General features: G+C 34.8%; 20 protein-coding genes. 6 read left to right on the top strand and 14 right to left on the bottom strand.

Annotated elements, in window-relative coordinates; all coding sequences use genetic code 11:
- Window positions 1-44 precede the first annotated feature (44 nt).
- Window positions 45-1,541 (top strand): DUF389 domain-containing protein, encoded by a 1,497-nt coding sequence (locus Q5N74_RS01245; protein WP_304386846.1) that lies wholly within the window; start codon window positions 45-47, stop codon window positions 1,539-1,541.
- 5 nt (window positions 1,542-1,546) lie between these two features.
- Here Q5N74_RS01245 and Q5N74_RS01240 read toward each other — a convergent pair whose 3' ends face one another.
- Both Q5N74_RS01240 and Q5N74_RS01235 read right to left on the bottom strand, forming a co-directional pair.
- Complete coding sequence (locus Q5N74_RS01240; RefSeq protein ID WP_304386845.1) at window positions 1,547-2,314, bottom strand: ABC transporter ATP-binding protein; 768 nt, start codon at window positions 2,312-2,314, stop codon at window positions 1,547-1,549.
- Window positions 2,314-3,051 carry an ABC transporter permease gene (locus Q5N74_RS01235; protein ID WP_304386844.1) on the bottom strand — a complete coding sequence of 246 codons (738 nt, stop codon included), beginning with the start codon at window positions 3,049-3,051 and terminating at the stop codon, window positions 2,314-2,316. The genes Q5N74_RS01240 and Q5N74_RS01235 overlap by 1 nt, the downstream gene beginning before the upstream one ends.
- A 107-nt stretch (window positions 3,052-3,158) precedes the next feature.
- On the opposite strand from Q5N74_RS01235, the gene pafA reads away from it, so the two are divergent.
- On the top strand, window positions 3,159-4,820 hold the full coding sequence (pafA, locus tag Q5N74_RS01230) for an alkaline phosphatase PafA (RefSeq protein WP_304387165.1): 1,662 nt from the start codon (window positions 3,159-3,161) through the stop codon (window positions 4,818-4,820).
- Between the two features lie 4 nt (window positions 4,821-4,824).
- Window positions 4,825-5,634 (top strand): DNA/RNA non-specific endonuclease, encoded by an 810-nt coding sequence (locus tag Q5N74_RS01225; protein ID WP_304386843.1) that lies wholly within the window; start codon window positions 4,825-4,827, stop codon window positions 5,632-5,634.
- Between the two features lie 16 nt (window positions 5,635-5,650).
- Here Q5N74_RS01225 and Q5N74_RS01220 read toward each other — a convergent pair whose 3' ends face one another.
- From Q5N74_RS01220 to gcvP, 5 genes are all read right to left on the bottom strand, one after another.
- Window positions 5,651-5,875, bottom strand: a complete 225-nt coding sequence (locus Q5N74_RS01220; RefSeq protein WP_304386842.1) for a hypothetical protein — start codon at window positions 5,873-5,875, stop codon at window positions 5,651-5,653.
- A gap of 95 nt (window positions 5,876-5,970) precedes the next feature.
- Window positions 5,971-6,819 (bottom strand): glycosyltransferase family 2 protein, encoded by an 849-nt coding sequence (locus Q5N74_RS01215; protein WP_304386841.1) that lies wholly within the window; start codon window positions 6,817-6,819, stop codon window positions 5,971-5,973.
- Between the two features lie 75 nt (window positions 6,820-6,894).
- On the bottom strand, window positions 6,895-7,422 hold the full coding sequence (locus tag Q5N74_RS01210; RefSeq protein WP_304386840.1) for a methyltransferase: 528 nt from the start codon (window positions 7,420-7,422) through the stop codon (window positions 6,895-6,897).
- A gap of 66 nt (window positions 7,423-7,488) precedes the next feature.
- Window positions 7,489-8,547 (bottom strand): 3-oxoacyl-ACP synthase III family protein, encoded by a 1,059-nt coding sequence (locus tag Q5N74_RS01205; RefSeq protein WP_304386839.1) that lies wholly within the window; start codon window positions 8,545-8,547, stop codon window positions 7,489-7,491.
- A gap of 102 nt (window positions 8,548-8,649) precedes the next feature.
- Window positions 8,650-11,499 carry an aminomethyl-transferring glycine dehydrogenase gene (gene gcvP / locus Q5N74_RS01200; protein ID WP_304386838.1) on the bottom strand — a complete coding sequence of 950 codons (2,850 nt, stop codon included), beginning with the start codon at window positions 11,497-11,499 and terminating at the stop codon, window positions 8,650-8,652.
- Window positions 11,500-11,637: 138 nt separating this feature from the next.
- Between gcvP and Q5N74_RS01195 the strand changes: the two genes are divergently transcribed.
- Window positions 11,638-12,465 (top strand): hypothetical protein, encoded by an 828-nt coding sequence (locus tag Q5N74_RS01195; RefSeq protein WP_369686010.1) that lies wholly within the window; start codon window positions 11,638-11,640, stop codon window positions 12,463-12,465.
- On the opposite strand, the gene Q5N74_RS01190 is transcribed toward Q5N74_RS01195, so the two are convergent.
- The 7 genes from Q5N74_RS01190 to Q5N74_RS01160 all read right to left on the bottom strand — a co-directional run bounded on the left by Q5N74_RS01190 (window position 12,458) and on the right by Q5N74_RS01160 (window position 18,651).
- On the bottom strand, window positions 12,458-12,724 hold the full coding sequence (locus tag Q5N74_RS01190; RefSeq protein WP_304386836.1) for a hypothetical protein: 267 nt from the start codon (window positions 12,722-12,724) through the stop codon (window positions 12,458-12,460). The genes Q5N74_RS01195 and Q5N74_RS01190 overlap by 8 nt on opposite strands.
- A gap of 2 nt (window positions 12,725-12,726) precedes the next feature.
- A complete protein-coding gene (locus Q5N74_RS01185) occupies window positions 12,727-13,281 on the bottom strand; it encodes a sigma-70 family RNA polymerase sigma factor (RefSeq protein WP_304386835.1) in 555 nt (184 codons plus the stop codon).
- Between the two features lie 76 nt (window positions 13,282-13,357).
- A complete protein-coding gene (locus Q5N74_RS01180) occupies window positions 13,358-14,062 on the bottom strand; it encodes a YqjF family protein (RefSeq protein WP_304386834.1) in 705 nt (234 codons plus the stop codon).
- 52 nt (window positions 14,063-14,114) lie between these two features.
- Window positions 14,115-14,618, bottom strand: a complete 504-nt coding sequence (locus Q5N74_RS01175) for a GbsR/MarR family transcriptional regulator (protein ID WP_304386833.1) — start codon at window positions 14,616-14,618, stop codon at window positions 14,115-14,117.
- 125 nt (window positions 14,619-14,743) lie between these two features.
- Entirely contained in the window at window positions 14,744-16,780 is a 2,037-nt protein-coding gene (locus tag Q5N74_RS01170) for a M3 family metallopeptidase (protein ID WP_304386832.1), read from the bottom strand.
- Between the two features lie 140 nt (window positions 16,781-16,920).
- Complete coding sequence (gene purE / locus Q5N74_RS01165; RefSeq protein ID WP_304386831.1) at window positions 16,921-17,403, bottom strand: 5-(carboxyamino)imidazole ribonucleotide mutase; 483 nt, start codon at window positions 17,401-17,403, stop codon at window positions 16,921-16,923.
- Between the two features lie 93 nt (window positions 17,404-17,496).
- Complete coding sequence (locus Q5N74_RS01160; RefSeq protein WP_304386829.1) at window positions 17,497-18,651, bottom strand: 5-(carboxyamino)imidazole ribonucleotide synthase; 1,155 nt, start codon at window positions 18,649-18,651, stop codon at window positions 17,497-17,499.
- A gap of 226 nt (window positions 18,652-18,877) precedes the next feature.
- Between Q5N74_RS01160 and Q5N74_RS01155 the strand changes: the two genes are divergently transcribed.
- Window positions 18,878-19,987 (top strand): adenylate kinase, encoded by a 1,110-nt coding sequence (locus Q5N74_RS01155; protein ID WP_304386828.1) that lies wholly within the window; start codon window positions 18,878-18,880, stop codon window positions 19,985-19,987.
- Between the two features lie 94 nt (window positions 19,988-20,081).
- On the top strand, window positions 20,082-21,077 hold the full coding sequence (gene obgE / locus Q5N74_RS01150; protein WP_304386826.1) for a GTPase ObgE: 996 nt from the start codon (window positions 20,082-20,084) through the stop codon (window positions 21,075-21,077).
- Window positions 21,078-21,277: the final 200 nt, after the last annotated feature.

Below are 21,277 nucleotides of genomic sequence, written 5' to 3'. Positions count from 1 at the left end.
TAAATTTATCTATATTCGTGTATTAGTGGCTAATTGTAATAATAATGGAGGAAAACAAGTTTAATTTTTCTGGTGAAGAAAACAAGTCTAATAAGGACAAGGCGGTTGATGAGAGCAAAGCAGCTGTAAAGCAAGGTGCTATTGGTTTATTAGAGAGTATTAAGCGTTTTTTTAAAGACTTATTAGATTTTCGTGAAGATACAGATAGGGATGCCACGATACAGGCTATAAAAGGCGATATTCCGTTTAAAGGTGCTACAGCTTGGATTTTAGTTTGTTCCATTTTTGTGGCGTCTATTGGTTTAAATGCTAATTCTACGGCCGTTGTAATTGGTGCCATGTTAATTTCTCCTTTAATGGGACCCATTTTAGGTATTGGTTTGTCGGTTTCTATTAATGATATTGATACTCTAAAAAAATCATTAGTCAATTTTGGCGTGATGATTTTGTTAAGTGTATTAACCGCTTTTTTGTTTTTTTGGTTGTTTCCATTAAGTGAGGAGTCTTCTGAATTATTAGCCAGAACACAACCTGATATTAGAGATGTATTAATTGCCTTTTTTGGTGGACTAGCCTTAATTATTGCTAGAACAAAAAAAGGAACTATTGCCTCTGTAATTTTTGGTGTTGCTATTGCTACAGCCTTAATGCCACCATTATGTACGGTTGGGTACGGTCTTTCTGTAGCCTTAGAAGAGGATTTTACTAAAGGGATGGGTTTTGCCCTTGGTGCGATGTATTTGTTTATTATTAACACCATTTTTATCGCTTTAGCAACCTTTATTGTAGTGAAGCTTTTGAACTTTCCAATGCTTAAATACGTTAATTCTGCAAAAAGAAGACGGACGGGTAGAATCGCTACTTTTTTAGCTATTATTGTAATGATTCCGGCTTTTTGGACTTTCGTAAAAGTGTTAAGTGAGAGCCGATTTGAAAGAGATGCAAGAAGCTTTATCAATAAAGAGTTAAGTGCCTTGCCTCATTCCGATTATATAATTAAAAATTCTTCTTATAAATATTCTGACGATGATAAGGTGATGTCTTCTGTAGAGTTGAATACATTTGGACTGGACGAGATTCCGGAAAGTACCATAGCGCTTCTTCAAGATAGAATGAAAAATTACGATGCCTTGAGCAATTCTAATTTAATTTTTAACCAGAATAGAAGTAAGAATTTAGATAATTTGAAATACATGGAACAGATTCGATATCGAGATTCTGTAGACATGCTATCGCAATCACAAAAAATTGTGTTTCTGGAGGCTAAATTGAAAAGTTTAGAGAAATTGGAAGCCCAGCAAATTCCGTTTGATGAGTTAACAAAAGAGGTTAAAATTAATTACGAAGACGTGTCTAGATTGGAATACGCGACGGTGATTACCTCTAACTTTTCTAAAATTGATACGCTTTCTGTTTTTACTGTTAAGTGGAAAGATGGTTCTGTTAAGGAAGCGGATATTTTAAAGCAACAAGATAAATTAGGGCGTTGGTTAAAACAACGTTTCGATTTAGATAGTTTAATTATAAAGCGCGATAAATAATAAGCTTACTGGCGTTCTTCAATATACATTTGGCGTACTTTTTTCATTAATTCAGATGAATAAACAAAATCGGTAACAACTTCATTGTCCGTTTTAAAAATGTTTTTATTGGAGCCTTCCCAGGCCTTTAAACCATTTTTAAGAAAGACTATTTTTTCGCCAATTTGCATAACCGAATTCATATCGTGCGAGTTTATTACGGTGGTAATATTGTACTCTTCGGTTATTTCTTTAATTAGATTATCAATAACAATAGATGTTTTTGGGTCTAAACCAGAATTAGGTTCATCACAAAATAGATATTTGGGGTTATTTACAATGGCGCGGGCAATGGCAACACGTTTCTGCATGCCTCCAGAAGCTTCACTTGGCTTCTTTTTATGGGCATCCGATAAGTTGACACGGTTTAAAACAAAGTCCACACGATCTTGCATTTCACTTTTGCTTTGGTTTGTAAACATGCGAAGCGGGAACATAACGTTTTCAGCTATGGTCATGGAATCGAATAAAGCACTTCCTTGAAAAACCATACCGATATCACCGCGTAAATCGCGTTTTTCATCTTCAGTTAAATTAGAGAATACTTTTCCGTCGTAGGCAATAGAGCCTTCCTCATAAGTGAATAATCCTAATAAACATTTTAAAAACACCGTTTTACCAGAACCACTTTGCCCAATAATTAGGTTCGTTTTTCCTTTTTCAAACGTCGTGCTAATGCCTTTTAATACTTCAACACCATTAAACGACTTATGTAAATCTTTAACTTCAATCATTAACTTAAAAGCATTTGAGTTAGGAAATAATTTAAAAGGATGATAACAACACTAGTCCACACAAACGATGTGGTACTTGCTTTTCCTACTTCCAAAGCGCCACCTTTCATGTAATACCCATGAAAAGCAGGGATTGTTGCCAATACAAAAGCAAAAACAAAGGTTTTTATAAAGGCATAGGTTATGTGAAAAGGAATGAAATCTGTTTGAATTCCATAAACATAGTCTTCCAACGAACTAAAACCACCATAAACACAGGCAGCCATACCACCAAGAATACCTAAAAACATACCGATAGCAATTGCAAAAGGATAAAGCATTAAAGCCACAGCTTTAGGAAATACCAGATAATTTAAAGAGTTTATTCCCATAACTTCTAAAGCATCAATTTGCTCGGTAACGCGCATGGTACCAATACTTGATGTTATAAAGGAACCTACTTTTCCTGCCATAATTACAGACGTAAACGTAGGGGCAAATTCTAAAATTACCGATTGCCTTGTTGCAAAGCCAACTAAATATTTTGGTATTAATGGACTGCTAATGTTTAGCGCTGTTTGTATGGTAATAACGCCTCCAACAAAAAACGATATAAAAGCGATGATACCTAGAGATCTAAGAACCAAATCGTCAATATCCTTAAATATTAGCGTTTTCATCACAGACCACTTGGTTGGTTTGCGAAACATTTCAGCAATCATTAAAAAATAAGCACCAATATTATGTAGATAGGTCATAATCAAATTTAATAGTGCTAAAGTAAAAAAAAGTTAGAGGTATTTAACTTTAATTTTAAATTAAGATATTTTTAAAAACTGTATTTTTGAAACAAATACAAATTATTATGTTTAAAAATACCGCTTGCGCCTTGTTCGCAATTCTTTTAATTTTTTCGTGTAAAGCACAAACCGAAACTATTTCTACTTTAAAGCCCGATTTTAATACAGACAAACCTAAGCTTGTAGTAGGTATTGTGGTCGATCAAATGCGTTACGATTATTTAACACGTTTTTACAATAAGTATGGTGAAGGTGGTTTTAAGCGTTTAATGAATGAAGGTTTTAATTGTAAAAACAATCATTATAATTATGTACCTACTTATACAGGGCCTGGTCATGCATCGGTTTACACAGGTACAACGCCAAAGTATCACGGTATTATAGCAAATGACTGGTATGATAAGGAAATAAAAAGCAAGGTGTATTGTGCAGAAGATAAAAGTGTTCAATCTGTAGGGGCTGAAACTGAAGATGGCCAAATGTCTCCAAGTAGGATGAAAGCGACTACGTTTTCAGATGAAAACCGTTTGTTTACACAAATGCGTGGTAAAACCATTGGTATTTCGGTAAAGGATAGAGGTGCTATTTTGCCTGCAGGTCATACGGCGAATGCTGCTTATTGGTTTTACGGAAAGGATAAAGGTTATTTTATTACGAGTTCTTTTTATATGAATAGTTTGCCTAATTGGGTGAATGAATTTAATAAGTCGAATACAGTGGCTTCTTATTTAAAACCATGGAACACTTTATATGATATTTCAACGTATGAAGAAAGTGGAAGCGATTTAAATAATTTTGAAGGCACTTTTAAAGGAATGAAAACAGCAACATTTCCGTATGATTTGGCAGCCTTAAAAGATGATAATGGTGGATTCGATATTTTAAAAGGAACTGCGTATGGGAATAGTATTGTGGCAGATTTTGCTATTGCTGCTATAAAAGGAGAACAATTGGGTCAAGACAACCATACAGATGTACTTGCTGTAAGTTTTTCGAGCACCGATTATGTGGGGCACAAATTTGGAGTGAATTCAAAAGAAATTGAAGATACTTATATTCGTTTTGATAAAGATTTAGAGCGCTTGTTTAAAACCTTAGATGCTTCTGTAGGTAAAGGGGCATATACCGTGTTTTTAACCGCAGATCACGCTGCCGTAGATGTGCCTTCGTATTTAAAAAGTGTTAAAATACCAGCAGGTTACGTAGATACTAAAACGCAAAAGGAGAATCTAGATAAGTTTATGGAATCTAAATTTAAAGCGTCTGGCTTAATTGAAAACATAAGTAACAATCAAATATTTTTAGATAGAAATAAGATTAATGAATTGGGATTCGATTTGGGAGATGTTCAAGAAGCTATTGTAAATGAAATGATTAAATATGAGTTTATAGATAAAGCGTATACGGCTTCTGCTATGAATTCAACATCGTTTATATCAGGAATTGAAGCTTTGTTACAAAAAGGATTCAATCAAAAACGTTCTGGCGATGTTCTTTTTGTTTATGACGCTGCTTTTATTTCATATAGTAAAACGGGATCTACACATGGTTCTGGATTTGATTACGATACACACGTACCTCTTTTGTTCTTCGGAAAAGGAATTAAACACGGTGAAACTTTCCAAAAAACCGAAATCACAGATATTGCACCAACCATGTCGGCTCTTTTAGGAATAAGTTTTCCAAACGGCGCTATTGGTCAGCCTTTAGAATTTGTATTAGATTAATAATTTGAGCAAAAAAACAAAATATTCGCTAGTTGCTTTAATACTGGTATTCGCTGTTTATGGTTATGAGCATTTTTTAAAGACTGCTGAAATAACCGAAATTATTGATGAAGGTAAAGATGTGAAATCGAGTACCAACGAGTATTTCTTACCTACCAGTACGACGGGGCAAATAGTGCATCATGAAGGGTATTCACTGTCTTATAGCGAACCGCACGAACAAGCAGAATGGGTTGCTTACGAGTTAAAGAAGTCGCATTTAACGAATTCTAACTTTAAGCGCCCTTATTTCGAGATCGATCAAGCGGTTAAAACAGGAGCAGCGAGTTGGAGAAACTATAAAAATTCGGGGTATGATCGTGGTCATTTGTGTCCTGCTGGCGATAAAAGTTATAGTAAGCAGGCTTATGATGAAACCTTTTTAACAAGTAATATAAGTCCGCAAAACCATGCCTTTAATTCGGGTATTTGGAATACCTTAGAACAAAAAGTGAGGTATTGGGCTGGTAAATACGATGGTGTTTTTGTGGTTACAGGTGGTGTTTTAAAGGGGAATATGAAAACGATAGGTTCCGAACAAGTAGCAGTGCCAAATCAGTTTTATAAAGTATTGATTGATACTAATTCCGGTGCAGTTAAAATGATCGCATTTTTAATGCCTCATGAAAATTCAAACAAGCTGCTTTATAAATTTGTTGTTTCTGTTGATGCTGTTGAAGCCTTAACAGGTATTGATTTCTTTCCAGAGTTAGAAGATACTTTAGAAAATAAACTAGAAGCTTCGAGCAGTTATAAAGGTTGGAGTTTTAATTAGTGAAATAAAGAGCGTTTTAATGCTGTGCTTCATACCTTGAATTTTGTTTAAGAATGACCGAGGTTCTATCCAAAATAATACAACAACCTTCATGGTACCCAGAATTAGTTTTTCCTGTATTTGGAGGTGCGCATTGTTGTTTGCCTATGTTACTAACTTCTGTCATAGACGGTTTTGGTGATGCTTTCGTTAAAAAGTAGATTCCAATGCAAAAAAGAACGGCTAATACGAAGACTTTCATTTAATTAGTTATAATTTTTTTAAGTAATATTTTGTTAAAGTAAGTGTTTTTGAAAATAGAAATGTTAAAAATGAGTTTTTTCTCTTTAGTCAAAATCATCTTAGTTTGTTCAACATACCTTTCCAGCGTAAATTTCTAATAAATTGACCTTCTTCGTCAGAAACTAAAAAGGCAATTTTATTCTTTTTTGCTCTGAAGTAGCCAGCGATATAATCTTTGAATAGGCTGGTACTTCCTTTTTTATAAGCCAACTTTAAAGCAGAAATTAGGGTGATAATAAATCCATAGCGCATTTTATACATAGCTTCGCCTTGTAGATATTTAGAGGCTTTGTTGTAATCTATGCCTGTAGGTTTTAGGTGTTTAACGTGTAATGAAGCGTCTGTTTTTAATTCCCAACCGTAAAATTTTGCAAGTAATTCATCAACGGTGTCCCAACCCATAGATGGTTTTAGTTTCCCGATTTGTAAAAAACAGTCTTTTTTATAGGCTTTCAAAGCACCACGAATATGGTCTTTACGTGTTAAGTTTTCTAAAACCCAATCATTATTTTTTTCAATGTAACAGAAACCTGCAGCCATTCCTAGGGTTTTGTTTTTATTAAAATGAAGGGTTAATTGTTCTAAATAATTTGAGGGGAAAATTAAATCGGCATCGAACTTACAAATCACATCGTAATATTCATCTAAAGTTTCATAACCTTTATAAAACGCATTGATGATTTTTGAACCTGGTAAATGTTCGTTCGATGATTTTGAATTCACCAAACGAATCCATGTATGTTTAATGGAGTAACTCTCTACAATTTCTTGCGTGTCATCCGTAGAATTGTCGTTAACAACTACAACACATTTTGGTTTATGAGTTTGCTTGACTAAGGAATCTAAAGTTAAGCCAATAGAGCTTGCTTCGTTATGCGCAGGAATGATGATGTAGAAGTTCATGCCGTAAATTTCAATATTTAAATGCCAAATACAAACTTTAAAGGCACTCTTTTTGAATTTGAAATTTATAAATTGTTATTTACTTATTCTTTCAGCATATACAATGTAATATCTTGGGGTGAACCAGCGGAGAATAGGCCTGATGCCCAGTTTTTTGGTTGGGTTTGTCCATTGTTGGCGGTCCATGATTTTCCAACCTGCTTTTTCTAATAACCAATCGAATTGCCAGTCTTCAAATTCGTGATAATGTCTATCTAACATGTCGGTTTTACTTCTATATGCTGAAGAAAACCATAATTTTAAAGGCACGCTAGCGACTAATTTATCGGTTTTAATTGATTGTAATACGGTAAAAGGGGACAATAAATGTTCGAAAATTTCGAAGGCTGTAACCACGGTTGCTTCCGATTGTTGAATGGTTGATGTATCCAAATCTAAGTCTTCACCCGTTGTGTTTTCAACCTTATAGCCATGTTTTAACATAATTTCAGAAAACGGATTAACAACACCCAAGTCTAAAATAGTTTCAGAATTTTTAATGTGTTTTTCTAAAAATTGAATGGTATGTTTAAAACGTTTATTAGGAAAAGTCTTTTCGTACATGAACTGGTTGTCTTTTTTAATTTCCGCGTAGACGGAAACCTTCAATAATTTAGAAAGTTTTAAAAATTAGTATCTATAAGTAATCGCGTTAATATGCATGCCAGCACCCACACTGGCAAATACAATAACATCTCCTTTTGTAAGTTTATGGTTTTCTAGTTTGTTATTTCTAACTAAATCTAGAAGTGTTGGTACGGTTGCTACCGAACTGTTCCCTAGTTTTTGAATACTCATTGGCATGATGCCTTCTGGAATATCTGTTCTATAAAGACGGTATAAGCGTTTTAAAATAGCTTCATCCATTTTCTCGTTGGCTTGATGAATGAAAATCTTTTTAACATCTTTTATATCTACACCACTAGCATCGATACATGTTTTTATAGCTTGAGGTACGTGGTTAAGCGCAAATTCGTAAATTTTACGACCTTCCATTTTTATATATCGGGTGTCTTTACTTAATTCTTGATTATTGGAACTTCCAAAGTATAAATAATAGGCCTCATCGTAGGTGTAACTAGCTGTTTCATGTGCCAATATGCCTCCGGATTCTTCGGTTGCCTCAATAATAGTTGCTCCAGCTCCATCTGAAAAAATCATGGCATCTCGGTCATGTTTGTCAACCACGCGAGAAAGTGTTTCAGTACCAATAACTAAACAACGTTTTGCTATGCCCGATTTTATAAAAGCATGTGCTTGAATAACACCTTCAATCCATCCAGGGCATCCAAATAGAATGTCGTATGCGATGCACTTAGGGTTTTTTATACGTAAACTATGTTTTATTCTAGTCGCTAATGATGGGAGCATGTCGCTTTGTATCGCGTTATGTTTCACATCACCAAAATTGTGAGCTACAATAATATAATCGATGGTTTCAGGGTCTATGTTAGCGTTTGTAATCGCTTTTTCAGCCGCAAAAAAACCTAGATCGGAAGAGTTTAAATGGGGTTTTGCATAACGTCTTTCCGCAATACCTGTAATGGCTTGAAATTTTTCAATAATAACCTCGTTAGGGTGGTTAATTACTGAGCCATCGTTGTTTAAAAAAGTATGTTCGTGGAAAGCGTCGTTTTTTTCAATGGTATCTGGAATATAGCTACCAGTTCCGGTAATTTTAATGTTCATAAAAAGAAAAATTTGCCTTTTTTAGTTAACTCATACAAGGTACAAGGTTTTAAGAAAAGGCAAATTCATTTTTAAATTAATTTACGATGTTCAACGCTTTGTTTAAGCCTCGATATAGGCTTCAATAGGCGTGCAAGAACATATTAAATTTCGGTCTCCATAAGCATCGTCAACACGTCTTATGCTTGGCCAAAATTTATTATCTCTAACATAGTCTAACGGAAAGGCTGCTTCCTCGCGTGAGTAAGGGAAATACCATTCGTTAGATGTTATCATTTCTAAAGTATGTGGTGCGTTCTTTAAAACATTATTGTCATCGTCTTTTGTTGCTTGGTCAATTTCTTTTTTAATAGAAATCATAGCATCACAAAAACGATCAATTTCTGCTTTACTTTCACTTTCTGTTGGTTCGATCATTAAAGTTCCAGCAACAGGGAAAGATACTGTTGGGGCGTGAAAACCGTAGTCCATCAAACGTTTTGCAATATCTGTAACTTCAATACCATTGGCTTTAAAAGGGCGGCAATCTACAATCATTTCGTGTGCTGCACGTCCGCGTTCACCAGAATATAAAGTCTCAAAACTTCCTTGTAAACGTTGTTTTATATAGTTGGCATTTAAAATGGCAATCTTGGTAGACTCTGTTAAACCTTCGGCTCCAAGCATTTTAATGTAGCCATAAGAAATTAAGCAAGCCAGAGCAGAACCGTAAGGAGCAGCAGAAATAGCGGTGATAGCCTTTTCGCCACCCACTTTTTTAACAGGGTTTCCTGGTAAAAATGGCACCAATTGTTTGGCAACACATATAGGGCCAACACCTGGTCCGCCACCTCCATGAGGAATAGCAAATGTTTTGTGTAAATTTAAATGGCAAACATCAGCTCCAATATTTCCAGGATTTGTTAATCCTACTTGGGCATTCATGTTCGCGCCATCCATATAAACTTGACCACCATTATCGTGAATAATTTTGGTAATTTCTTTAATAGCCGATTCGTATACACCATGCGTTGATGGGTATGTAACCATCAAGCACGATAAATTGTCTTTATGTAAAATGGCTTTTTGACGTAAATCTTCAACATCAATATTACCGTCAGCGGTTGATTTTGTTACAATCACTTTCATACCCGCCATGACTGCTGTTGCAGGATTGGTTCCGTGAGCAGATGAAGGGATTAAGCAAATGTTTCTGTGTGCTTGGTTAAGCGATTCGTGATATGCTTTAATTACCATTAAGCCTGCGTATTCACCTTGTGCACCAGAGTTTGGTTGAAGGGAAGTGGCAGCAAAACCAGTAATTTCAGTTAATTGATCTTCTAATTCTTTTAAGATAGTCAAGTAACCTAATGCTTGTCTTTTTGGAACAAATGGGTGAATGTTTGCCCATTTAAAAATACTTAAAGGTAGCATTTCCGAAGCAGCATTTAGCTTCATGGTACACGAACCTAACGAAATCATGGAGTGGTTTAAAGCTAAATCTTTACGTTCTAAAGATTTGATGTAACGCATCAATTCGGTTTCCGAATGGTAGGTGTTAAATACATCAAGCGTTAAAAATTCAGAGGTTCTTTTTAATGTGTCAGAAATATTATTTCCTTCAGACACAGAGGTAATTACAATCGTTTCTTTTTCAGCAGCTTCAGCAAAAAGTAGAATTAAATAATTAAGATCTCTAACAGATGTTGTTTCATTTATAGAAACTGTAACCGTTTTTTTGTTCGGATAGTATAAGTTAACTTTTTTCTCTTTCGCTAACTTTTTAATAAGTTTAGAATCGGTTTTTATTTGAAGGGTATCAAAAAACACGGTATTTACTTGCTTGTAGCCTAATGTTTTTAAAGCCTTAGCAAGTGTTGATGCCGTGTTATGGACCTTGTTTGCTATAAACTTTAATCCTTTAGGACCATGATATACCGCATACATACTCGCCATGACAGCTAATAGTACTTGGGCTGTACAAATGTTTGAAGTTGCTTTATCACGTTTAATATGTTGCTCACGTGTTTGCAACGCCATACGTAAGGCACGGTTGCCATTGGTGTCTTTAGTAACCCCAATGATACGCCCAGGAATATCGCGTTTGTAAGCTTCCTTTGTTGCGAAATAAGCAGCATGTGGACCACCATATCCCATAGGAATTCCAAAACGTTGTGTTGTTCCCACTACCACATCGGCACCAAATTTACCTGGCGCTTCTAGTTTTACTAAGCTTAAAATATCGGCAGCAACAGCTACTTTTATTTGTGCTTCATTGGCTTTACTAATAAAGGTTTTAATATCTGTTACTTGTCCGTCTTTACCTGGGTATTGTAAAATAGCACCGAAAAAGTCAGAAGAAAAAGTAAAGGTTTCCTCATTTCCAACCACCAATTCTATGCCAATAGGCGTCGATCTGGTTTGAAGTAATGATAAGGTTTGTGGTAATATGTTTTCAGAAACAAAAAACTTATTAATATTGTCTTTCTTTTGCGCACGTTCTCTTACTGAAAAAAGTAAACTCATCGCCTCTGCAGCCGATGTGCTTTCATCAAGTAACGATGCATTTGCGATTTCCATTCCCGTTAAATCCATGACCATGGTTTGGAAATTTAATAACGCTTCCAAACGGCCTTGAGCTATTTCTGCTTGGTATGGCGTGTAAGCCGTGTACCATCCTGGATTTTCAAGAATGTTTCTTTGAATAACAGCAGGTAAAATGTTTGGGTGGTAGCCTAAACCAATGTAGGTTTTGTGCGCCTTGTTTAATTTAGATAATTCATGAATATGAAGTAAATATTCATACTCAGTCATAGGTTCATCTAAATTCAAACCATTTTTTAAACGGATATCGTCTGGAATTGTTTCGTAAATTAACTGGTCTAAAGAATCGACACCTATGGTTTCTAACATAAGTTTTTGATCTTCTTCTCTAGGTCCAATATGACGCAATGCAAAAGCGTTTGTATTCATTAAGTGGGAATTATTTATATAATTCGCAAAAATAAACAATAAATTGCGTGTTTAATTGCATTAAATGGAAAGTTTTTAACCATTTAAGTATCTTATGAACACTGAGAGAAAGGTATTGTCTATTTTTGTAAGATGCAGATGTTTAAACACTTTTTAAATTTTTACATAAATAGCAGTATTCATGTGGCTTTAGCGGTGTTCTCGTTAACATGGATAACGCTTTTGGAGTATGATATACCTTGCGATGAAAGCTTATTGCTTTTTGTGTTTTTCGCTTCCATTTCGGGCTATAATTTTGTAAAGTATTTTGGAATTGCAAAATTTCATCACAGAAGGTTGGCAAGTTGGCTAAAAACAATTCAAGTGTTTTCTTTTTTCTGCTTTCTTTTTCTAGGTTATTATGCGTTGCTATTGGAAATGAAGACCCTGTTAGTTATAGCGGGTTTGGGGTTGATAACCTTTTTGTATGCCATTCCGTTTTTGCCAAAACATTTGTATTTAGATAATAAGCACAACTTAAGAAGCATTGGCGGTTTAAAAGTATATCTTATAGCCTTGGTTTGGGCAGGTGTTACCGTTTTTCTACCCGTAATAAATAACGAATTACCAGTGAATACGGATGTTGTAATAACAGGTATTCAGCGGTTTGTGTTTATAATTGCTTTAATGTTGCCCTTTGAAATTAGAGATTTAATGTACGATAGTTTGAAGTTAGCAACCATTCCGCAGAAAATAGGAGAGAAGTCCACTAAAAAAATGGGTGTTGTTTTAGTACTTCTTTTTTTCTTTTTGGAATTTTTAAAAAATGAGGTTACTCAGGAAACTATTCTAGTTTCTATACTAATAAGTATGGTGACCGGTCTGTTCGTTATTTTTTCTAAAAAGGAACAGGGCACGTATTATAGTTCGTTTTGGGTTGAAGGCGTGCCAATATTATGGCTAATAGTAGTGCTTTTACTTAGTTGATAGAAGTTTCTTTAATAGCTTTATCTAATTCACTTTTCATCTGTTCCTTGCATTTTTTATCTAAATACTCAATATTCGATTTACGCATAACTTTAGTAAGTTTCGCGTTGTTTTTAGAATATTTTCTGCAAGCTCTACAGTAAATTAAATGAAGATTTAATTTAACTTTTTCCCATAACGAAGCATTTTTGTATTGCGACTTATCACAAACATGGTTTGCTTCTTGGCATGGTAGGACAATTTTAATTTTATTACTCATAATTAAAACCAATTTTCTTTAAGGCAATCGGCCATAGCGGTACGGGCTCTGTGTATTATAACCCAAAGGTTAGACGCCGTAATATTTAGTTCATTACAAATTACTTCAGTTTCATAACCTTCCATCGTTTTCATTCTAAAAACCTGAGCTTGTTTTGCTGGTAATTTACTTAAACAATTAAGTATCGCATCGCCAAGTTCTTCGTTTTGCATGGTGTCTTCAGCTGTTTTGTCAAAGGGGTCTGCAACACGTTCTTCCAACCAGTCACCTTCAGATTCGTTATCGTCGTTATACGTAATACGAACTTCAGCCTTTCCTTTTTTCGAATTTATTTTACGATAATGATCAATGATTTTACGTTTTAAAATTGAAATCAACCACGTGCGTTCGCTGGCTTCTCCTTTAAAGTTTTTCATCGATTTAAGGGCCGCAAAAAACGTGTCTTGCACCAAATCTTGAGCCACTTCTCTATCACTTACACGTGAAATGGTGTAATTGAAGAGGTAATCGGAATATAAATCGATCCACTTGTTTGGATTAATTTGATGGTTAGACATGGTGAGGACTTTTCTTTTGTCAAAAATAGTATAAAAATGTGAATAAATTTACTTCTTAATCAATTCAAAAAATGAATCAAAAACTAGGGTGTAGTTTTACTCCTTTTTCAACTGCTACGAATGAACCATCAACGAAACATGTTGCAACATGTTTTAAATTCTTAAATGCGTTGGGCAATAGTTTAAGTAAGTCGTTATCAAAATAAGAATCTTGTATATTATAAAGCAACCAAGGCTTGTGTTTAATTTGATATTGCAATGTTTTACTTCTTTTGGTTTTAATAAATGCGACATATCTATCTACTATAAAGTAATTAATAGTGTTTTTTGTTGGTGGCGTTGTTTCCAAAACTGCTTTTGCGTGGATTTTGGCTCCATTATAGCTGTATTCTAAAGTTGTTTCGTTGTTTTTTTGAAATTTGGTATAATGGATGTTCTTGAAATAATAAGGTTCGTTATAGAATAGGTTGGCCACTAATGTGATTAATGGTTTTGGAGCAAATTCTTTTATGAAAACAACACCTTTGGTTCCGTCAATTTTAGATTTCACATAAAATCTAAAATTTATTTGCCCAAAGTTTTGGTGCATTGGTACTCTAAAGCCAAAGAAACTTACTTTTTTAAATGTGAAAGCCACCATGCTTAGCAATGCTTTATTGTTATATAAGTCTATTTCTGTATCTTTTGGTAGATAGGGTTCTAGAATGGCTTGGTCAATTTCAAAAGTTGTCATGATTAAATCTTGCCAATTACCTGTCATGAATGTATTAGTTGGTTTCATTTTTATAGTTTTTAAACTTTCAGAAAATATTGAAAGTATTATTTAAATTTTTTTAGGTGAATAATTTCAATAAGGATTTAGTAATCCAATTCTGTTGTTGGTTTACGAGTTTGTTAATCATGGCATCTGCGGTTTCTGTTAAGTCGTGCAAAGCTTTTGTTTGTTTAATTAATTCTTTTGTTTTTTCGGTGCCATCGTCTTCAATTGAAGATACCTCGTTTAATACTTTAATTACTGGTTGAATTTCTCTTCTGCTACGTTCTTTTGCAACAATTCTTGCCAGTTCTTGTACATCTTTTTCAGTTGTGAAATATTCTTTACGTTCACCTGGAATGAGTTCTTTGGTCACAATACCCCAGTCCATTAATTGGCGTAAATTCATGCTTGTGTTTCCGCGAGAAATTTGAAGTTCTTCCATAATTTCTTCCATGGAAAGTGGTTTAGTTGAAATAAAAAGAAGCGCCTGTATTTGTGCCATAGCCTTATTAATACCCCAAAGTGTGCCTAAACTTCCCCAAGTGCTTATAAATTTTATTTTTGCTTCTTCGTAATTCATAGTACAAATATATGATAATTTTTAAACTTTCAATAATTATTGAAAGTTTATTTTTGTACCAGAATTGGCGTAAAAAAAACCGAAGCATTCAACTTCGGTTCCTGTTAATCATAATATTAAATAATCTATATCAATCCAGCACGTCTTAATAAAGCTTCAGGCTGAGGTTCTTTTCCGCGAAAGCGTTTATAAAGTGTCATAGGGTCTACTGTTCCGCCTTGCGATAAAACATTGTTTTTAAATTTATCGGCAACGTCTTTATTGAAAATGCCTGCTTCTTTAAAGTATTCAAAGGCATCGGCATCTAAAACTTCAGCCCATTTGTAACTGTAATATCCTGATGAATAACCGCCTTGGAAAATATGAGAAAATGAGGTGCTCATACAGTTTTCTGCGACTTCTGGGTATAATGTGGTATTTTTAAAGGCTTCTGTTTCGTGCGATTTTACACTTTCTATGGTTTCAGGAGACTCGTTTGCATGCCAACTCATATCCAGCAACCCAAAGCTAATTTGGCGCAACGTTTGCATCCCTTGATGGAATGTGGCTGATTCTTTTATTTTTTCAACCAAATCCATTGGAATTACTTCACCTGTTTCATAATGTTTGGCAAATAATGATAGAGCTTCTTTTTCGTAACACCAGTTTTCCATGACTTGACTTGGTAATTCTACGAAATCCCAGAACACACTGGTGCCAGATAAACTAGGGTAAGTCGTGTTGGCAAGCATGCCGTGTAAAGCGTGCCCAAATTCGTGGAATAAGGTCGTAACTTCGTTGAAAGTTAGTAATGAAGGTTTGCTTTTTGTAGGTTTCGTGAAATTACAAACTATGGATATGTGCGGTCTATCATTCGTTCCGTTTTTAATCGATTGTGATTTGAATGAGGTCATCCAAGCGCCATTACGTTTCCCTGTTCTAGGGAAGAAATCGGCATAAAAAATAGAAACTAGGTCGCCTTTAGTGTCGGTTACTTTATACGTTAAAACATCTTCATGGTATTTATCGATGTTGTTTATTTCTTCAAAATTTAAATCGAATAATTTATTCGCAACTGTAAAAGAGCCTTGAATGACATTTTCTAGTTTGAAGTAAGGTTTCAATAACTCATCATCTAAATTAAACAGTTTTTGTTTTAATTTTTCAGAATAATAAGAGCCATCCCATTTTTGAAGTTGATCGATACCATCTAATCCTTTAGCAAAATCTTGAAGGTTTTGAAACTCTTTTTCTGCTGCGGGTTTGGCTTTTGTAAGTAACTCCTTTGAAAAACGTGTCACCGTTTCAGGTGTTTTTGCCATACGTTCTTCTAGAACAAAGTGGGCATGTGTTTTATAACCTAATAAATTGGCGCGGTCCAATCTTAATTTTGCGATTTTTAAAACAATATCTTGATTGTCTAATACGTCATTATTAAAGCCTTTACTTCCGGCTGCTAGTGTTATTTTTTTACGAAGTTCTCTGTTATCTGCGTAAGTAACAAAAGGAATGTAGCTTGGGTAATCTAAAGTGAATAACCAACCTTCTTTTTCTTTGCTCTCTGCTAGTTGTTTTGCCGCCTCTATAGTGCCTTCTGGTAAACCTGCTAAATCAGACTCATCGGTGATTAGCATGTCGAATTTATTGGTTTCCGCCAATATGTTTTCTCCGAATTTTAAAGATAATTTGCTTAATTCTTTATCAATTTCACGAAGTTTTTCTTTTTTGCCCTCTGGTAAATTAGCGCCATTTCGAGAAAAACCTTTGTATTTCTTATCTAGAAGGGTTTGCTGTTCTATGGTTAAATCTAAACTATCTTTAGAATCGTAAACTGTTTTTATACGCTTGAAAAGGGCTTCGTTTAAAGTGATGTCATTACTGAAATCTGATAGTAGAGGCGATACCTCTTGAGCGATTTTTTGAATGGTGTCGTTCGTTTCGGCTGAATTCAAATTAAAAAAGATGCTTGAAACTCTACCTAATTGTTCGCCAGTAAACTCTAAAGCTTCTATGGTGTTTTTAAAACTGGGTGCTTCTGTATTATTTACAATAACATCAATTTCAGCTTTAGTTTCTTCAATACCTTGTTTAAAAGCAGGAAGAAAATGAGCGTTCTCAATTTTAGAAAAAGGAGCTGTATTATAGGGTGTTTGGAACGGTGTTAATAAGAAATTTGATGTCATTTGAGGTAAATATGTTAAAAAGAGCACTTTGTTATGAGTGCATAATAAAATTTTTATATTTTTGCGCAGAATTTAAAGAGTGACTAACTCATAAAATTATTCTTAATAGCTAAAACCTCGGGTTCCCCTCGAGGTTTTTTTTATTTTAAATCTTTAGCCGATTCGAAAACCTTTTGTTTTAAAGATTCTTTATAGTCAATAATTTTATTTAAAACAGATGGGTTATTAGAGCCAATAATTTGAGCTGCTAAAATACCTGCATTTTTTGCGCCGTTTAATGCAACCGTTGCAACGGGAACACCACCTGGCATTTGTAGAATGGATAAAACAGAATCCCAACCATCTATAGAATTACTGCTTTTTACAGGAACACCAATAACAGGAAGTGGAGATAATGAGGCAATCATGCCTGGTAAATGGGCAGCGCCACCAGCGCCAGCAATAATAACAGCAAAGCCTTTTGTGTGTGCATGTTTACCGTAATCGAATAGTTTTTCTGGGGTGCGGTGAGCCGAAACAATATCAACTTCCACCTCGATGTTAAAATCTTTTAAAATATCAATCGCGTCTTGCATTACTGGCAAATCGCTTTTGCTTCCCATAATAACTCCTACTTTATTCATAAAATTTAAAATTTAAAAATCCCAAAAACTGAAATAAAATACTGAATGCGTTTTTTTACAGGCTTTGGAATTGGGTATTTTTAGTTTAGTGATTTATTCTGAAATCACTTTAATTGTTTTCTTTACTTCTTCTGCAATACGGCGCGCTTCGTTTAGATCTTCGTTTACAATGGTTACATGACCCATTTTACGAAACGGTCTGGTTTGTTTTTTACCGTAAATATGTGGTGTTACACCATCTAATTTCATAATGGCTTCAATGTTTTCATAGACTACATCACCACTATAACCTTCAGCGCCTACTAAATTCACCATAACACCGCCCACTTTACTGTCGGTTCGTCCCAAAGGTAAGTTTAAAATGGCTCTTAAATGTTGTTCAAATTGTGATGTGTAACTGGCTTCAATAGTTTGATGTCCAGAATTATGAGGTCTTGGAGCGACTTCGTTTATTAAAATATCGTCGTTCTGTGTTTGAAACATTTCAACAGCCAACAAACCTACATGGTTGTATGCTTTTGATGTTTTTAAGGCGACTTCTACCGCTTTTTGTGCTACAGCATCTGAGATACGCGCAGGACAAATAACATATTCTACTTGGTTGGCTACAGGGTGAAATTCCATTTCTACAACAGGAAATGTTTTGGTTTCTCCCGATGCGCTACGTGCTACAATAACCGCCAATTCGTTTTTAAAAGGAACTAGTTTTTCTGCAATACACTCTACATTTGGTAAGCCTTCTAAATCTTGAACCGATTTTACAATTTTAACACCGGTGCCATCGTATCCAAATTGGGCACATTTCCATACAAAAGGAAGCGATAAACCACCATTATTAATAGCTTCTTTTATTTCAGAAGTATAGGCGAAACGAGAAAAAGGTGCCGTTGGTAAATTATTGTCAACGTAAAATAATTTTTGAGTTGCTTTGTTTTGAATGGTTCGCAATGTTTTAGAAGACGGGTAAACTTTTTTGCCTTCTTTTTCAAGTGCTTCTAAAGCATCAACATTCACGTTTTCAATTTCAATAGTTAACACATCTACTTGTTTTCCAAAATTATAAACGGCGTCATAATCCATTAAATCACCTAAATGGAATTCATTACTGGCAATTTTACAAGGCGCCTCGTTACTCGCTTCGAGTACGCAGGTGTAAATGTCAAATTTTCGAGTGTCATTAAGTAGCATTTTACCTAATTGACCACCACCAAGAATACCAAGTTTAAAATTTGAAGAAAAATAATTCATGTGTTTGTTTCTATTGGTTTTTACTGGTCACATGTGTTTGCTACAAAATTATTTCAATATGAAATAATATAGTTAGCGTAGCTCGATTCATGCTTTATTATTAATAAAATCGTTTATTGATATGCAAAAATACACTTAAATCTTAAATTAGTCTTGAATTCGTAAATCAAAAATCGTAATTCGGCAATCTATTGATTATCTTTGCACCTTCAAAAAATAACAAACTGTGATAAAGCTACACGATAAATATTTTAAACCATTTATTTCGGCACAAGAAATAGATGCTGCGATGGAACGTTTGGCAACAGAGATTGCGAACGATATTGGAGATGAAATCCCTGTGTTTATTGGGGTTCTAAACGGATCGTTTATGGTGGTGAGCGATTTTGTGAAAAAATATAAAAAGCCCTGCGAGGTAACCTTTATTAAACTAGCATCTTATGAAGGTGTTAAGTCTACCGAAGATATACAGCGTTTAATTGGTTTAACACAAGATTTAACAGGCCGTACCGTTGTTATTTTAGAAGATATTATCGATACGGGAAATACCTTGGCAGAAGTACACCGCATTTTTAAAAATGAGCAGGTGAAATCTTTAAAAATCGCCACCTTATTCTACAAACCGGAAGCTTACAAAAAAGATTACAAACTACATTATATAGGTATTGAAATTCCTAACAAATTTATAGTAGGCTATGGCTTAGATTATGATGGGTTAGGGAGAAATTTACCAGAAGTCTATCAAATAAAAGAAACACAATTCATGACAAATTTAGTACTATTTGGACCTCCAGGAGCAGGTAAAGGCACGCAAGCAGAATTCTTAAAAACTAAATATAATTTAGTACACATCTCTACAGGCGATGTTTTTAGATTCAATATCAAAAACGAAACGGCCTTAGGTATGTTGGCTAAATCGTATATGGATAAAGGCCAGTTGGTTCCAGATCAAGTAACTATTGATATGTTAAACGCGGAAGTTGAAAAAAATGCAACGGCTAAAGGGTTTATTTTTGATGGATTTCCTCGTACCAATGCACAAGCAGAGTCTCTAGATAAATTACTTGAGAGTAAAGATTCTTCAATTAATGCGATGGTTGCTTTAGAAGTAGATGATGAAATTTTAGTGGAACGTCTTATTGGTAGAGGTAAAACAAGTGGACGTGCCGATGATGCAGACGAGTCTATTATTCGTAACCGAATTAAAGAATATTACGATAAAACAGCCGTTTTAAAAGAATATTACTCAGCTCAAAACAAGTATTTTGGTGTTGATGGCGTAGGGAGTATTGAAGATATTACAGTACGTTTAAGCGGTATTATAGATCAACTTTAGTTGATGCGTTTAGTTGTTTAGAAATTACTTTCTAGATAGGAACTAAACCACTAAGCAACGAAGCCGTTAAACAATTAAAGGATTACACATAAAGATGACTGAAGGAAATTTTGTTGATTACGTAAAAATGTATGTTAGCTCTGGTAACGGAGGTAAAGGATCGTCGCATTTACACCGCGAAAAATTTATAGAAAAAGGAGGCCCCGATGGAGGTGATGGTGGTCGTGGTGGGCACGTAATACTTCGTGGTAACTCAAACCTTTGGACACTACTTCATTTAAAATTTAAAAAACACATTCGTGCTGGTCATGGATTAAGTGGTAGTAAAAGTAGAAGTTTTGGAGCCGATGGTTCTGATGAGTATGTGGATGTGCCTTTAGGAACGGTTGTTCGAGATACGGAAACAAATGAAATCATTTTTGAAATAACCGATGAAGGGGAAGAGCGTATCATTGCTCAAGGAGGTAAAGGAGGTCTAGGTAACTGGCACTTTAGAACGCCAACCAATCAAACACCTCGTTACTCACAACCAGGGATGCCTCTGGTAGAAAAGCATATCACTTTAGAGTTAAAAGTACTTGCAGATGTGGGTTTGGTAGGTTTTCCAAATGCAGGAAAGTCAACCTTATTATCGGTGGTAACTTCAGCAAAACCAAAAATTGCCGATTACGAGTTTACAACCCTTAAACCTAACTTAGGAATTGTAAAATATCGCGATTTCCAAACCTTTGTAATGGCAGATATTCCTGGAATTATTGAAGGGGCAGCCGAAGGACGCGGACTTGGACATTACTTTTTACGTCATATCGAACGTAACTCTATTTTATTGTTTTTAATCCCAGCCGATGCGCCGGATATTAAAAAACAATACGATATTCTATTAGATGAGTTGCGTCGTTACAACCCAGAAATGCTAGATAAAGAACGCATCATCGCAATTTCGAAATGCGATATGTTGGATGATGAGTTGAAAGCAGAATTAAAAGAAATTTTAGATAACGAATTGCCAATTCCTTATGTGTTTATTTCATCGGTAGCACAACAAGGTATTACCGAGTTGAAAGACATGCTTTGGAAGCTGTTAAATTAACTAATTAGGGCGTTTCCCATAAAGGGTCGGGCTGTACGTTATATCTTTTTAAACGTCCTGCCTAACGTCAAGGGTTATGTTATGTGCTAATGGCTAGTTCAAAACATACATAGTGGTTATCCTTTTTTAAAAAGGATGCCACTTCCATCCCTAACGCAATTCCGAACCTGAATCCTGTTTTTGGAATAATTTTTGATTAA

The sequence above is a fragment of the Mariniflexile sp. AS56 genome (genome assembly GCF_030552475.1).
GTDB lineage: Bacteria > Bacteroidota > Bacteroidia > Flavobacteriales > Flavobacteriaceae > Mariniflexile.
This window is presented reverse-complemented; position numbering and strand designations above follow the sequence as displayed.

Bases quoted from the DNA above. Each gene is read 5' to 3' on its own strand.
- Q5N74_RS01245 (WP_304386846.1), top strand. From the start codon at position 45: ATGGAGGAAAACAAGTTTAATTTTTCTGGTGAAGAAAACAAGTCTAAT.
- Q5N74_RS01240 (WP_304386845.1), bottom strand. From the start codon at position 2,314: ATGATTGAAGTTAAAGATTTACATAAGTCGTTTAATGGTGTTGAAGTA.
- Q5N74_RS01235 (WP_304386844.1), bottom strand. From the start codon at position 3,051: ATGACCTATCTACATAATATTGGTGCTTATTTTTTAATGATTGCTGAA.
- pafA (WP_304387165.1), top strand. From the start codon at position 3,159: ATGTTTAAAAATACCGCTTGCGCCTTGTTCGCAATTCTTTTAATTTTT.
- Q5N74_RS01220 (WP_304386842.1), bottom strand. From the start codon at position 5,875: ATGAAAGTCTTCGTATTAGCCGTTCTTTTTTGCATTGGAATCTACTTT.
- Q5N74_RS01215 (WP_304386841.1), bottom strand. From the start codon at position 6,819: ATGAACTTCTACATCATCATTCCTGCGCATAACGAAGCAAGCTCTATT.
- Q5N74_RS01210 (WP_304386840.1), bottom strand. From the start codon at position 7,422: ATGTACGAAAAGACTTTTCCTAATAAACGTTTTAAACATACCATTCAA.
- Q5N74_RS01205 (WP_304386839.1), bottom strand. From the start codon at position 8,547: ATGAACATTAAAATTACCGGAACTGGTAGCTATATTCCAGATACCATT.
- gcvP (WP_304386838.1), bottom strand. From the start codon at position 11,499: ATGAATACAAACGCTTTTGCATTGCGTCATATTGGACCTAGAGAAGAA.
- Q5N74_RS01195 (WP_369686010.1), top strand. From the start codon at position 11,638: ATGTTTAAACACTTTTTAAATTTTTACATAAATAGCAGTATTCATGTG.
- Q5N74_RS01190 (WP_304386836.1), bottom strand. From the start codon at position 12,724: ATGAGTAATAAAATTAAAATTGTCCTACCATGCCAAGAAGCAAACCAT.
- Q5N74_RS01185 (WP_304386835.1), bottom strand. From the start codon at position 13,281: ATGTCTAACCATCAAATTAATCCAAACAAGTGGATCGATTTATATTCC.
- Q5N74_RS01180 (WP_304386834.1), bottom strand. From the start codon at position 14,062: ATGAAACCAACTAATACATTCATGACAGGTAATTGGCAAGATTTAATC.
- Q5N74_RS01175 (WP_304386833.1), bottom strand. From the start codon at position 14,618: ATGAATTACGAAGAAGCAAAAATAAAATTTATAAGCACTTGGGGAAGT.
- Q5N74_RS01170 (WP_304386832.1), bottom strand. From the start codon at position 16,780: ATGACATCAAATTTCTTATTAACACCGTTCCAAACACCCTATAATACA.
- purE (WP_304386831.1), bottom strand. From the start codon at position 17,403: ATGAATAAAGTAGGAGTTATTATGGGAAGCAAAAGCGATTTGCCAGTA.
- Q5N74_RS01160 (WP_304386829.1), bottom strand. From the start codon at position 18,651: ATGAATTATTTTTCTTCAAATTTTAAACTTGGTATTCTTGGTGGTGGT.
- obgE (WP_304386826.1), top strand. From the start codon at position 20,082: ATGACTGAAGGAAATTTTGTTGATTACGTAAAAATGTATGTTAGCTCT.